The sequence below is a fragment of the Arthrobacter sp. ZBG10 genome (genome assembly GCF_001238605.1).
Lineage (GTDB): Bacteria > Actinomycetota > Actinomycetes > Actinomycetales > Micrococcaceae > Arthrobacter.
This window is the reverse complement of the sequence record NZ_LFQH01000012.1, coordinates 87,789-102,069: the sequence shown is the minus strand read 5'-3', so window position 1 is coordinate 102,069 and position 14,281 is coordinate 87,789. Positions and strand designations below refer to the sequence as shown.

At 60.6% G+C, this 14,281-nt stretch carries 10 protein-coding genes and 1 pseudogene; 5 read left to right on the top strand and 6 right to left on the bottom strand.

Annotated features, from left to right (window positions below; translation table 11 throughout):
• Positions 1-20 precede the first annotated feature (20 nt).
• A pseudogene (locus tag ACU18_RS20150) lies at positions 21-987 on the bottom strand (IS3 family transposase); the annotation flags it as partial.
• A gap of 77 nt (positions 988-1,064) precedes the next feature.
• Complete coding sequence (locus ACU18_RS03325; protein ID WP_050684113.1) at positions 1,065-1,676, bottom strand: DUF6414 family protein; 612 nt, start codon at positions 1,674-1,676, stop codon at positions 1,065-1,067.
• A gap of 1,225 nt (positions 1,677-2,901) precedes the next feature.
• Here ACU18_RS03325 and ACU18_RS03320 point away from each other — a divergent pair.
• The 4 genes from ACU18_RS03320 (at position 2,902) to ACU18_RS03295 (ending at position 9,625) form a co-directional block, all read left to right on the top strand.
• Positions 2,902-3,924 carry a DUF4192 domain-containing protein gene (locus ACU18_RS03320; RefSeq protein ID WP_050684112.1) on the top strand — a complete coding sequence of 341 codons (1,023 nt, stop codon included), beginning with the start codon at positions 2,902-2,904 and terminating at the stop codon, positions 3,922-3,924.
• Between the two features lie 20 nt (positions 3,925-3,944).
• Entirely contained in the window at positions 3,945-4,217 is a 273-nt protein-coding gene (locus ACU18_RS03315) for a glutaredoxin family protein (RefSeq protein ID WP_050684111.1), read from the top strand.
• Positions 4,218-4,827: 610 nt separating this feature from the next.
• Positions 4,828-8,394 carry a MobF family relaxase gene (gene mobF, locus ACU18_RS03305; RefSeq protein WP_197273506.1) on the top strand — a complete coding sequence of 1,189 codons (3,567 nt, stop codon included), beginning with the start codon at positions 4,828-4,830 and terminating at the stop codon, positions 8,392-8,394.
• Positions 8,395-9,040: 646 nt separating this feature from the next.
• A complete protein-coding gene (locus tag ACU18_RS03295) occupies positions 9,041-9,625 on the top strand; it encodes a hypothetical protein (RefSeq protein WP_050684107.1) in 585 nt (194 codons plus the stop codon).
• 234 nt (positions 9,626-9,859) lie between these two features.
• Here ACU18_RS03295 and ACU18_RS03290 read toward each other — a convergent pair whose 3' ends face one another.
• The 3 genes from ACU18_RS03290 to ACU18_RS03280 all read right to left on the bottom strand — a co-directional run bounded on the left by ACU18_RS03290 (position 9,860) and on the right by ACU18_RS03280 (position 11,957).
• Positions 9,860-10,141: a hypothetical protein gene (locus tag ACU18_RS03290; RefSeq protein WP_050684106.1), complete on the bottom strand. Its 282-nt coding sequence runs from the start codon at positions 10,139-10,141 to the stop codon at positions 9,860-9,862.
• Positions 10,142-10,240: 99 nt separating this feature from the next.
• Positions 10,241-10,747, bottom strand: a complete 507-nt coding sequence (locus ACU18_RS03285) for a single-stranded DNA-binding protein (RefSeq protein ID WP_050684105.1) — start codon at positions 10,745-10,747, stop codon at positions 10,241-10,243.
• 52 nt (positions 10,748-10,799) lie between these two features.
• Positions 10,800-11,957 carry an ArdC-like ssDNA-binding domain-containing protein gene (locus tag ACU18_RS03280; protein ID WP_050684104.1) on the bottom strand — a complete coding sequence of 386 codons (1,158 nt, stop codon included), beginning with the start codon at positions 11,955-11,957 and terminating at the stop codon, positions 10,800-10,802.
• 51 nt (positions 11,958-12,008) lie between these two features.
• On the opposite strand from ACU18_RS03280, the gene ACU18_RS19540 reads away from it, so the two are divergent.
• Positions 12,009-12,233, top strand: a complete 225-nt coding sequence (locus ACU18_RS19540) for a hypothetical protein (protein ID WP_157407545.1) — start codon at positions 12,009-12,011, stop codon at positions 12,231-12,233.
• Between the two features lie 305 nt (positions 12,234-12,538).
• On the opposite strand, the gene ACU18_RS03270 is transcribed toward ACU18_RS19540, so the two are convergent.
• Positions 12,539-14,275: a type IV secretory system conjugative DNA transfer family protein gene (locus tag ACU18_RS03270; RefSeq protein WP_157407543.1), complete on the bottom strand. Its 1,737-nt coding sequence runs from the start codon at positions 14,273-14,275 to the stop codon at positions 12,539-12,541.
• Positions 14,276-14,281 lie beyond the last annotated feature (6 nt).

The following is a 14,281-nucleotide window of genomic DNA, read 5'->3' as shown; positions in this document are numbered from 1 at the left end:
GAATCGAGTTGACATACTCAGGCGTTGTCACCGCATGCGCCCACCCTTCCCATTGATCCGTTCAGCCCATAGGTGTTCAGTGCCAGGACGAACTTTCTGGATCTGAACTGGGATCCGCGATCGCTATGGACCACCGTGCCCGCCGGTTTCCTGAGGGCCACGGCATGGTCCAGTGCGGCGACGGCCAAGGACGCTTTCATCCGCCCGTCCATCGAGTACCCGACGATCCGGTTCGAATGCAGGTCCTTGATCGCGCACAAGTACAACTTGCCCTCCCCGGTGTGGTGCTCGGTAATGTCCGTCAACCACTTCCGGTTCGGGGCCGTGGCGCTGAAGTCCCGTTCGATGAGGTCATCGTGGACCGGAGGGCCGGCTTTGAGCCCTGACCGGCGCCGGCGGTGGATCACCGAGAGGATGCCGTTCTGGGAGCACAGCCGCCAGATCCTGCGTTCGCTGGCCACGGGACCGGGTCCGGCGTTGATCTCATCGGCGATGAACCGGTAGCCGAAGGCAGGATCGTCGCGGTGGTGATCGATGGCGGCGTTGACCAGGTGCGCTTCTTCCCAGTCCCGGGCCGGGACGGGGTTGGCGGCCCACTGGTAGTAGGCCTGTCTGGAAAAATTCAGTACCCGGCAGGACACTGCCACAGGAACCCTGACCGGGGCGTCCCGGCAGCCAGCTCACGGACCAGCGGGTACATCATTTTTTTGGATTGATGTCCCGAGACAGATAGGCCACAGCGCGGCGCATGACTTCCGCTTCCTGCTCCAGGAGCCGGATGCGTTCATTGGCCTCCCGCGACATCGCGGCGTCATCGGACACCGCGCCGGACGCTACACCATCTCCTCTGTCGGCGATCTTCAACCAACGGTGCAGGGCAGCAGGTGAAACACCGAAGTCCTTAGCGATCTGGGTGATGGGCGCTTCGCCCTTGCGGGCAACCGCGACAACATCGCGGCGGAACTCTTCGGGAAAGGCTTTGAGCATGATGAACATCATTCCACCCGCAAGGATCAAATCCTCACAGGCAAAGTGTCAATCAAACCTTCAGTAGTCCCAAATTCCTAGACATAGATAGCAATTGGAATCACCTTGACGATGGGCGGCTTGAGTCCCAACTTGAAGCTCGTGTTGAACTTTCCATCTTGAGCCGCGACGCGCATGTTCTCGTTTAGTTCATCGAGCATCGGCTGTTGGATTCGGTTGAGAACTTTGTTACGGCTCAATATTGAGGTTGCCTTCATGGAGACTTCACTCACCTTGCCGAGAACGGTGAACGTGCCGTCGAGGATTCGATCCTTATCCTGGCTTGCGAAATGCTCTGTATCGCAAATAGTGACTGCCGTAACGTGTCTGCGGGCAGATCCCCCCACGACGTTTCCGAAGTACTCTCGGGTCGTTTCGTTCCGGAAGTCCTGACGCACTGCTCTTGTGGCGGCAGCGGCTATCTCGGCCCTGGCCTCGGAGTCTAGGTTAGATTTTTGTATGAATTTTTGCAGTTCGTCATGTCCCTGCTCGTAGTAGAAGTCAAACTTTTCTCGTTGGTCCTTCTTAGCCAGCCATTTGGTCACCGCCGCTACGAGCTCTGGTGTTGCCAAGTCGAGGATACTGTTTATCTCGTTTGCTTCAAACGTGGCCGCGAATTCTACGAACGAGCCAACATTTATACCCTGCAATGAGTCAACGTGAGTGGCGACGCGGGCTGACCAGACGCCACCCTCGCCCGAATGACTAGGAATCTTTGTTCGTCAGATCGATACGGCTTTGGCCCAGACGGAGGTGTCCACAGAGCACCGCGTACCGGTACCGGTTGGCCGAACACCGGCCTCCGGAGGCCGTACCAGTCAGATAGCCTGCAGGTGCGGCCTCCGTCGCCGAGCAAGAAAACTCTCACGCCGAGCATCGTTGCACAGGCATTCGAGGCAGCAGAGCTCACGTCAGGGGGCTGAAGCTGTCAGTGGCATTGGCAAGTGCATAGGGGTGCTGGATGGAGGAACTCGTAGTCTGGTTCCACCTCTTCGTATGGAGACCTGGCTATAGGCGCCAAAAGGTCGTCCAACTTCTTTCCCACCGCTTCAACCTCAATCTTCACCACGTCCGCACAGTACTGCGGGGCTAAGACAACGACCGGTAGGGCCTTCTCGCAAAACGTGGCAGGACCATGGACGTCATACAGCTGCCAGGCGGCTCCTCCGCGACGGGCTCCGGCCGGGCTCTCCTGCGCTTTGTACCGAGTTTGCCGTCATGTAGCAGATCGCGGCAACGCCATGAAAGAGCTATCGAGGTCACTCAGGATCTTCTCTTCAGAAGGGCGACATACATGAGAATCAAGATCTTAGGGTTCCGCAGCAGGCCGCAACGCCACCTTCAGGCCAAGGCGTCCCAAGCACTTAGGACGCAATTTACGGTGGTCAGGAAACACAGCCTGGGACGCCCAGGGTAACGGGGCGAGCGGACTGAACTACCGCGACTACTACTGGATGATGTCGCTGGCAGATTTTCTGGCGTGGATTCAAGGGACGACGGCAGCGCACCATCCATCTCGTTCTCCAAGACGTGACGCGCAGCGACAACCATCCGGTCCCGGCCTCGACGCCGATCAGGTGATGCCTACCAATCAGCTGTTACAAGAAATCCAAAACAGGCGGTGCCTTCTGGTCCCCCATCATCGCTGGGCGGTCCCTGCACGCAACCCGCGCTACGCGCCGGGCATTCCCCAGGACATTGTTCCTCGGCGCTCCTGCGTCGCTTATTTCCTCACAACAATCTCCTCCCCCTGCCCGGTATCCCGGGTTGCCCTCCGGTCCCTCATACCCAGCGGTGATTCCTCTACCAGCAGGCCCCACCAAAGCAGAAGCCCAAACCAACAACGGCCCTGCCAATTACTGAGGAGAGATCATCATGGATACCCTGCACATCACCACACCGGCCGACCTCGTCAGCCTCATCGGCCACAGCCTCGGCTACTGGCCCCACGAAAGCCTCGTCTGCCTCTCCCTCCAACACAACAGGATGGGAGCCACCCTCAGGCTCGACCTGCCCACCACACCCGACCACGCCACCACCTACGCTCGTAAGGTCGGCGGCTACCTCCGGACCGACCAGGACGCGACGGCGGCCGTCTTCGCGATCTTCACCAACTCGAACCGCGACAGCGACAGTGAGGCCCTCTTCGGCCCCCTCATCGAATCCCTCGCCCAACAGCTCGCACTCGCCGGGATGCCGGTCCAGGCCGGCTGGATTGTCGGACCCACCGCCATTGCCGAGTTCAGGATCCACCCCGTCTCCTACGGCCCGGACATCCCGCTCTCCACAGTCCAGGCAAGCCAACTCAACGCCGAACTCATCTTCCGCGGCAGCCAAATTAAGAACGGCAGCACCCCCACCCTCCCCCACCGGACGCTCACGCCGGAGTTCACCGCCGACGTCGACACTCACTTTAAGACCGCACTGGCACAAAGCTCCGCCGAACGGTCAGCCGCAGCCCGCGGGCTCTGGTCCAGCCTCCTTGAGGACGGGAAGGAGCCGGCGACGACACAGCTCGCCGAAGTGCTCGCCCACCTCCAGATTCCCTCGGTCAGAGACAGGCTCCTCGCCGACATGCCCGGCCTGGACCTGCCGCTGGAACCGCTCCTCTTCGGCGAATCCGACACCGCACCGGACTGGGACCGGATCGACACCGCCGAAGAACTATTGCGGCAGCTCTACGCCGTCGCCGCGCCAGAACATGCGGCCGCGCCGCTGACCGTCCTAGGATGCATCGCCTGGTGGAAAGGCAAAGGCTCCATTGCATCCGACCTCATGGACCTCGCCCGGACCTTCGACCCGGACTACCGCCTAGCCCGCCTCATGAGCCAGATGCTGGGCTGCGGCCTCGTCGCCGGATGGGCCACCAACAAAACCCAGGCCTACCGCACGCTCTGACCCAGAAGGAAGCAATAGCCATGAACATCGTCGTTTACACCAAGCCTGGTTGCCAGCAGTGCCGCCTAACCTCCATCAGCCTCGATAAGGCCGGCATCGACTACACCAGTATTGATCTCACCACCAATGACGCAGCCCTCGAATACGTCCAAGACCTCGGCTACGCACAGGCGCCTATCGTCGTGGTGGATGACCATCACCATTGGTCCGGTTTCAACCCGACGGAAATCGTGAGGTTGACTCAAGCGCTCAAACTCGCCGTCGGCACACAGCCAAAGACCCACTCTTCCTGATCTCTACAGTCGTGCGCATACTCAAAGACCGTCGACCCACAGTCGGCGGTCTTTTTCTGTGCCTCGAATCCATTCACCCTAATCCACACTCATTGGCTCGCCGGCAGTTACTCCTTAGAGCCAGCTTCATCGGCCGAGCAACCCGCCAAGTGAAGCACCGTTCGACGACCCCCGCCCGAGCCAACACCGCAAGCAGACAAGCGCCTCACACCTCTGGCATCCAAGGCCAGTCGACCCGAAAATCATGCGGAGTGTGCGTCCAGACCACATGAACCGGTGTGAACAAGCAGAGCTCCGGACAGCAGACGCATTGCAAATCAAAAGACAACGACAAGATAGACCGGCTCCTGACAGAGCTGCGATCGCAGTCCTTCGAACTGGAGCGTTTGCATGCCCTCTACAGCGAACTGGAAGGTAGAAACGGACTCCTGCACAACGAAGTCCTGCGGCTGAAGCGTGCCCAGCGAACGAACGTACAAGATCTCGCCCGAGTAGCCGCGGTCTTGCTTCAAATTTCTCGCGCGAAAGCCATCGCCCTCGACCCAGTAACACTCGACATTCTCCGGAGGCGAGGATGGTTGCCAGCCAAGAACCGAACTGGAGCGCGGCCATGACCATGTCCATCGCCAGGCTCTCAGTACGGTCAGGGCTCAAGTATCTGTTCAAGTCAACGATGTTGGACGACTTATCCTCTACTCCCCCAGACACCATCAGCTACTACGTGCAGACGGGAACGCCCCAAGGTCGTTGGTTGGGCAATGGTCTCCAAGGGATCGCCAGGAAGGCTGGGGACAAAGTCACTGAGTCCGATGCACGTTCCATCTTCCAAGACGCGACCCACCCTGACAGCAACGAGCCGCTGGGGAGGGCCCACGGGCAGCTGCCGATCGGCCAAGAGGCCAGTAACCACAATGCGGCGAAGCACGCCGTCGCCGGGTTCGACCTCACGTTCAGCGTCCCGAAGTCCGTCTCCACGCTGTGGGCCCTCAGCCCCCGCCCTGTCCAAGAGCAAATACTAGACACCCACCACGAGGCCATCGAAGCAACACTGGCCTGGATGGAAGAGCAGGTCATCAACACCAGGTCCGGTCGGAACGGAGTTGCACACGTCGGCACTAGAGGCGCCATCGCCGCAGCATTCGACCACTGGGAATCACGCGCCGGCGACCCTCAGCTCCACACCCACCTGGTCATCGCGAACCGAGTCCAGCGCGTCACGGACGGTGCGTGGGCCACCCTGGACTCCCGCTCCCTATACAAAGCCGTCGTCGCCGCCAGCGAACACTACAACGGGCTGCTCTTCGATGCCTTGCACGCCAGCCTCGGCACGGACGCCGACATCCGAGCCCCAGCACAAAACACTCATAACCCAAGCCAGCAACTCACCGGCATCGCTGAAGCCCTTGTCCGCGAATTCTCCAACCGCTCAAGGCTCATCGACGTTGAGACGGATCGTCTGGTCAGAGAATGGATCACGGACCATGGAGCCCGCCCGACAGCGACAACCATCGTGAGATTGCGCCAGCAAGCGACCCTATCGACGCGAACTCCAAAAGACGTTGAGCCGTCACCGCTACGAACTCTGTCCGCACAGTGGCGCGACAGAGCAAAGAACAAGGGCTTCGATCCCGCATCGGTTGTTGGTTCCACTATTCGGCGCTCTCAATCTCGCCCATTCCGCAGTGGCGATTTCGCCCCGGACTGGATGGCCGCCGTCGGGCTCCTGACCCGACAGCGCGTGGCGACCAAACGCTCAACCTGGAATCGTTGGAACCTGATCGCCGAAGGTGAGCGTGTGTGCGCTGAGATCCGTTGCGCCTCCCCCGCCGACCGTAACGAGATGATCGATGCCGTGGCCACAGCCGCAGAACGTCAATCCGTGCCACTCAACGAGTACCGATACTGTGTCCCCGCGGATGCCGCTGATGACCTGCGATTCGCCGGACGCAGCGTTTTCGACTTCCACGGATCGCGTCTCTACACGGATGAGTCGATGCTTGCGTTTGAGGACGAAGTCATGGCGGCGAAGAACGCCGACGGCGGGCCGGCCGTGCCGGTCGATCTCGCCTTCCAGACGCTCACCTCATACAGAAACGGCGAGGGGTCACCCCTGCACGATGACCAGCTGACAGCAGCGTCGGAGGTCCTGCTGAGCTCCAGCAGGCTCGACGCCATCGTCGGGCCGGCCGGGACTGGAAAGACGACCACCCTTGGCGCGGTCAAAGCAGCATGGGAAGTTGCGCATCGGTTGGGTAGCGTTGTTGGCCTGGCGCCGGCTGCTGCGAGCGCCGAGGTTCTCGGCTCGGAGCTGCGGATGGTGACTGAGAACGTCTCTAAGTGGCTGCATGAATCTGTCGGGTCTGGTGCAGCGGAGAGGGCAGGACGGTTCTTCCGAGCGGGCGATCGACTCCGGGTGGCAGCGGCCCTCGGCGGCCCAATCGTTGGCCGCCTTCAACAAGAGGTCGCCCGGCTATCCGCCGAGCAGTCCAAATGGCAGTTTCATCCCAATCAGCTTGTGATCATCGATGAAGCCTCCATGGTCTCAACGCTCCAACTCACGGCCCTGATCCGCCAGGCGACGGAAGCCGGCGCCAAGATCCTCTTGGTTGGGGATCCGGCCCAGCTCGATTCCATCGACGCCGGCGGCGTGCTTGGTTGGCTTGATAGGCAAGGAAAGGCAGCCCGGTTGAGAACGATCTGGCGTTTCAAGGATCCGTGGGAACGGTCAGCCTCCCTCGGGCTGCGCGAGGGACGTCCGTCGGTGCTCGCAGAGTATGAGGACCACGGTCGCATCAGACATGGCCACTACTCGGACATGGTCGACCGTGCCTACTCCGCGTGGCACTCGGATGTCTTGTCTGGCCGAGTTTCGGTCTTGATAGCTCCTGATAACGAGACCGTGCAAATGCTCAATGAACGTGCTCAAGCCGACCGGGTAAGTCTGGGCGCCGTAGACGCGGAACGTACCCTGGTCCTTCGGGACGGCCTGCGTGCCGGTCGTGGCGACATCGTTATTGCCCGCCGGAATGACCGATCCGTTCGCGACGATCGAGGTGAGTTCCTTCGCAATGGGACGCTCCTCGAAGTCACTGGAGTCGATAGACGCCACGGTGTTCTAAACGCGATACGCAAAGACACCGGAGCTGCCCTACTCTTGCCGAGCAGTTATGTGGAGTCATCCTTGGAGCTGGGCTACGCCACAACGGCCCATCGCAGTCAGGGCCTCACTGTCGACACCGGCCACACCGTTGTGACCCCTGGCCGCCTCACGCGGGAACTGCTGTATGTCAGCATGACTCGGGGCCGACGCTCCAACACGGCCTACGTCAGCGAAAACGACCCGGACGAAGACGAGATCCTGGACCCTAGTGCCCGTTCGAGCTGGCGGGTGATCCTTGGTGAGGTCCTTGCTGCTGAAGGTGCGGAGCGCACGGCTCACGAGGTACGGGACTTCGAACGGCAGCACGCCGACAGCCTCGAGCGTCTGAGCCGCGAATACGATTACCTGGCTCAAATCGCTTCCGGTCTTGAACTCGCCGGGGATATCGACGGTCTTATGCCCGGCCGCTCTGAGGAGATGCGCGAATCTCCCGCTTGGGGCGCCGCAGTCGCTGCGTGGCGACGTGCCAACAACATCAGTCGCCTGGGAGCCCATCGGGCCTTGAACGAGACTCTGGGCTCAGAAGCCAATGCGCGGGACCTGACCGCGGTTGCCCACGCCCGGCTGCGCAGGTTCTGCTCGGAGCTGCCCCAATCACCTATCGATCCGTTGACTGAGCAGATCACGATAGACCGACCAGACCTCGGAGTATTGCTGGACCAAGTACGACTTCGCATTAGGAGCCGTGCGGAGCACGTCGCCAACGCGGCGCTACTTGGTGAGCCTGATTGGACCACAGAATTGTGGCAGGACATCGGTGCGGGGGCCGATCCGTTTGAGATGGCCGCCTTGATTCGAGAGGTGGCCGTCTACAGGGATCGTTGGGGTGTCAATAGCGCAGCCATCCCCCACGGTCCGACTCCGGCGGACTGGGAATGGGAACAGCGAGCGCAGTGGGAATATCTGCAGCGAGCAATCGGTCAAGTTGCCACACCACAACCAGTGCTAGAAGATGTCCGCAACTCGTATGAGTTCGACTCCCCAATAAGCCTGACAAGCACTGGATGGCAGCTTTAAACTGGAAGCTGGAGCAATTATGCAGAGGAACCCCGTCCTCAAGCCGAGAGTAGCAACACCCGCTCTTATCATTGCGAGCGCAATGACGCTGGTGCTTGCTGTGATCCTGGCAGTTCTAAGCTTCACGATTTCCGGCACGGCCTGGTTGCTGGTCGCCCTCACGACCCCCTGTGCAGTAGTCGTGCTCTTCTGGGCCCAACGTGTCCGCGGCCAACGGCAGTGGCAGGCCTTAACAGCAGAACAATGGAAGCGGTTCGAGAGCCTGAAGGCGGCTGGCGGGACCACAACCGAGGTCACAGTTCTGACCGTAGACGCTCTGCAGCCGACCGGCTCCTGGATCACTATCAGCTGGAATCGTTTCGACTACATCCAGCCAGCATGGATCGAAGCACTACCCGAGCCCCTTTGGCCTGGCTCTGTTCTGCTGATTCAGCCAGATCCGACGCAGGTACGACCTGGAGCCCCTTGGCCCTCGACCTACCGCATCAGCGGCGATCACGTCTTGGCGTGGGCACCTGTCCGAGGACACCGACCGCAATGAGGCATCACGACTGCTATATACCTCATACTCAAATGTTCTTTCGCCTCTGGTGAACGACCACTTGCATAGAAAAGACAGCGGCATTACCGACCTTATGCTTGTGCGATGACGACTTCGACCCAAAGCCTGCGCCCTTCATCGGCGGCCGAGCTGGCAACCAATGCTGAGAACTACAAGACGTCCTTTGTTGGTGTTCAGCTCGCAATGGTCGCCCTGATGCACCCAGCAGGCTTCATGGAGCGCGTTATGGATGAGATCACTCCTGAACTATCAACGAGTCCACTCACGGTCGTGAGGGCTGACGGTTCAACAGCCAGTTCCGAGAACATCAACTACTGGCTACAGCAGGCACGTAAGGACAACGGAAGAGGCTTGGGGCTGGGAGGAGACGTACTCCCCTTCACCGCAATGTTTATCGTTACCAGGCTGGCAGACGACCTCGATCAGCTTGGTTTGAGGGACAGTTCATCACCCGTACTTGAGTTCCTCAGGCACCTTCGAAATGCAGCGGCCCATGGCAACAGGTGGCACTTCGTAGGTCAGGAGCCAAAATTCCCCGCCAAGCTCCGAAGCATCGAACTGGACAGCTCCATGCATGGAACAACCGCGCTCTACAGCGGCACAGTGGGCCCTGGCGATTTCTTTGACCTCTTGGATGACGTGCGAGATGAGCTGCGTAAGCGACCCTAAGGATAGCTTTAGTCTCTCGCCCCAGGATTATGATTTTGACTCACTGTTTTAGGGTCCGCGATCCATCGCAAGCAATCGCCATCGCAAAGCCGGCACCTGCACCCCTCCATGGTGGCGATGGAGCATCATCGACAGCAGTCGCCACGGGCCTGGGGCTAGGCGCGCAGACACTTTAAACCTTTGCATCTTCGATGTCGGCGCTCGATTGAGGGGCATGCCCGATTCGGCACCACCCTACAGCGGCCGCCCCCTCCACGATTCCTGGTCCACCCGCTTCACCTGCCCGGCCGGGAACCACTCAACGTGATACACCCGGCCGTCGTCCACCCACTCGACCAGCCCAAAGGTCCTCGTGTATTTGATCGCCCGACCATAGATCTCCCCCACCCGAACCAGCGGCTGACTCCCAGGCTCCAGCTCAGTGATCTGGCCGTCGTCAGGCTTGGGGTGGCTATTGTCGGCGTCAATCTGCGCCATCATCCGGGCGAAGGCGGTGGAGTCTTGCTTCGGTCTCATACCAACAAGATTAGAACATATATTCGAACGCGGATCCTGAGCACGAAGAGGGCCCACGTCTCGACGATCGAGACGTGGGCGTGAGACGACGAAGACCGATCAAACCGTCATGTCATTCACTGGCCCTCCGCCTAAAGAAGACGTCACCACCGGCCCCTTCGAGGTGACGTTATACGCGGGCCAGCCAGTCGCCGTCGTCGCTTGCGGCCCAGTAGCCTCCACGGCGGCCTCGGGCTCCGCAACTGCTCGCGCGGAGCGTTGATACGTCGCCGTGCCAAAGCGAAGGTCCGGACCAATAGTGTCAGCGATGATCCGCCGGGCTTCACGCCGCTCGCCGTCCTTGTCGTACGAACGGAACTCAAGCTCTCCCGACACCGTCACAGGGTCTCCCTTCTTCAGAGACGTAGAAGCGTTCTCCGCGAGCATTCGAAACGCAGACACGTTGTGAAAGACCGGTTCGCCATCGCGCCAGGTGCCGTCCGGGTTCTGAATCCGCTGGTTCACGGCAACGCGGAGTTTCGCATGCGGAGTGCCGGATTCCCCGATGGTCAGTTCGGGATCTGCGACCAGGTTCCCCGTGATAGTAATGGGGATCTTTGTATTCATGATGGGTTACCTTCCTTAGTCGACGGGCCTCTCCCGACGGACATCTGTGCGTTCAAGGACCAGCAATCTCGGGACCATTCAATGACGCGTTCGGTCCAGGGACGCCGGCGTAGCTCGGACTCGCCGCGATGGACCGGTCAGCACTGGCGGTAGCGAACTTTCCTCCGAACCCAGGTGGATCCGAGACTGCGAGGATCCCCTTGGTTGCTGCGGTCACCCGTCCCAGGACCGACTTGGCGATGTCCACGCGTGACGTCGGCCTCCAACCTTCTGAGGAGTCGTGTTTCAAGTCCTTCTCCGCTCTTATCACCGCGTCTGCCCAGCCAGCGAGATAGGACGCTGATTGCGGTCCACGATCGATGCCATGGGCACGCAGGACGGTATACGCAACCGATTCGGCTTCCACTTCCGCTAAGCCGCGATGGTTGGCGCTGCTTCCATACAGTCGTCCCAAGCGGTCGTCCGGTCCGTGCAGAAGGACGTGTCCGAGTTCGTGGGCAAGAACCGCTACCCGCTCCTCGTCGTTCATCCAGGCACCAACTTGAATTCGACGAGCATCAAAGTCGGTATAGCCACTGGTGTAGCCCTGTTGAAATCCTGACACCTCAACCCGGAAGCTGTGTTCCTTCGCAACCTCACGCAGGGAACTCCACAGATCACCCACGTCCGCCCCACCCTTAGGATCCGCGCGAGGCACCAACAGCGGCGTACCCTCCGTTTGGGTGACGTCAAAGACAGCCTGCCCGCGCCAACCAGTGATCACGTTCTTCTTGCCTCTGCTGACGGCATCAACAGGTGCAGTGTGATTCGTTGGCAGGAGCTTGCGCTGCCCGTCGGCAAGTATCAGTTCCTGCATCGAGGCTGTCCGGGGCGCGATTACCCAGAGCGCGTGCTCTCCCCGCAGAACCGTTCGCCCATGCCGGGCCCACTCTTTGTAGCCGGCCACCAGCGTCGGCTCTTGGGTACCGCGCTGTGCCATCTGCATCATCAGTAGGGCGACGTTACCCCCGGAATAACGCCACAGGGTTGCGGAGGCGTCGAGCAGGACTTGCCAGCGCATGGGCGAATCGATGGCTTCCTCAAGTGCTGTGTGCAGTCCCCTGGTCAGTTCGGCTATGCGTTCCTCGGGTGACAGGCGAACGTTCGACGGCGGCGCGGCGGCTTCTTCAGCCCCGCTTGCGTCAGCATTCAGTTCAGATGCAGAGGCCACGACAGCCATCCTTCGTGCTTCTAGACAGCCCTATGAAGGGATCACCTATTCATGTCGAGCGAACCTGGCAACGGCATGACGGAATCAGCTGCTGGTCTGATGGGTGCCCAGCTTCCAGTCCTCGAAGTCCGGCTCGGCTGGCACGATCCTCATGACCGGTTCCTTATGGGCCTGCAGCCCGACGCACCCGGCCGTCCGCGTGTGGGTTCGGAGACGTTCGACGCCGTGTGGCAGCCTTTCGTGGAACGCCAGCGGACCGAATCCCGAGTCATCTGACGTGAAGGACGCTGCTTCCGCCCGCTGAAGCGCATACAGCTCGGCCACGATCTCCGAGTGTCGCCACCAACAATCCGGCACCACCGACGTCGTCAGCTGATAGGTCGCAACGAACCATCGCACCCAGTCGAAGAGGCTCTGCCACACCGCCTCAGCCTGCGCCGATGACATGTCACGCCATCGATGTGTCACGCCCACGGAGCGCGGCGACGGTTGGAATGAAGACCGGAACAGTTCCGCGGTTAGCTCATCATCCAAGTCAGATACTCGCCCCACCTCGAAGTCAGAATCATCCGCTTGAGTGTTCATGAATCAGTCTCGCTGTCTGCTGTCTGTCTGCTCAGATGACCAGCAGCCAACTCCCGCTCGGTCGCCAGCTTGGACCGTCCTAGCTCAGCGGCGTCCTTGCGCTTATGCCAGTCTCTTAAGTCCAGCAGGATGGGACGAGTTCGTCGGCCGAGCATGAGAGCCGTACCAACAGGAAGCCGCCGGATCTCATCCAGGCGGATTACCGGACTCTCTCGAATCTGCTCTCCGTCTTGCCGTCCCTGCGAGGACCACGACCGGGTATTCAGGATCAGGCTCCGTTCCCCTAAGAGGCACGCCAGCGAGCGCAGGTCACGCTCGTCCGAGCCTCCGCCGAAGATTACCTTGATGATCGCAGAATCCCAGATGGTGGCGGCCTCCTCGATCGACCAGCCACTCCGGGCCTGTGAAAGCGATTGAAGAACCACGAGCGTTGAAATGCCGATACCACCACCATCGGAGAGCACTACAGGCAGGCCGGGCCACGGCGATAGATTCGCTATCTCGTCGAGGATCAGAGAAAGCGGTGGATCGAGTCGACCTCCAGGTGAGACAAAGGCCAGTTCACGCGCAGCGTTATCGATGTCGTCAATCAGAGCCGAGAGGTAAGGACCAGCGGCCGCAGCTCCTGAGCGGGTGCCAATAAGGTAGAGAGTCCCCCGCTGCCTGATGAAGTCCTTGGGATCAAACTCTTGAGCTTCGTCCTGTGGGTTCAGCGCCGCTAACACCTTGGGAGATGAGAGCGGGGCCACGGCGGCCGAGACCCCAATCCAGGAGTTGGAAGTGTTCCGTGGGTCGTCTTCCAAGATCCCCATCAGATCAGCCTGCCACCCCAACGCCGCGCCGGGACGCCCCAGAATATCCAGCGCCTCTCTGGCCAACACCGGGCTGGACGACCATCGTCGGAATGCTGCGATGCCTTCCCCTGACAGGGCAGCCGCGTGGAGCAGGCACTGCAGCACGATCAGCGAGCGCTTTTGCCACGCTGCGTTCTCGCCCTTCATCTCTGTATCTGCGGTGATCACAAGAGCCCGTCGGGTTGCGATATCTGGGTCACCGCAACCACGTACCGGCGACCAACGCAGAGTCGATGGCAGACCAGACATGCCCTGAGGGTCAAATACCGTCACCGGCCGCCCATCAGACATCCGCGCTCGCATCGTGACCACCAGGTTGTCGGCTCTCGTGGATGTGGTGACAACAGCACCAGGCGCGTCGAGAATCGCGTTGATGACCACATACAACCCTTTGCCCGAGCGAGGAGCCCCTTGAATGACCATCGACTCTTCAGTGGAAACATGGATGGTCACCCCACGAGAGCGCCCAAGTGTCCACGACACATCGTGAATGCTCGGCTTGCTGAGACCTGGCCGAGTGAATTGCCCACGCTTGCGAACCGCCCTGGATCCGAAATCCCGAAGTATCTCCGCTCGGCCTGCCACGCCATCCCTGCTCAGGATGTCCTGCCGCAGCCAAGCGCCCGACTGTTTCCAGGTTCTCCACGCGAGGGCAGCAGCGGCTGCGAGCGCCGCAAGCAACGTGAGAACGGCACTCACAATCCACCAGACTGCCGCCATGTCCAAGATGCAGGCTCGGGATGTACCAACAATCCAGTCCTGACGGCCGGCCAACAAACCGACGCCTGCAGCAGGGTTGAAGAACGACGGCGGCCTGCCGCCACAGCGCCCTGCGCCGGCAAGCTGCGCGGCTGCTTGGACCAACAGGCAGAAGCCCATGTACCC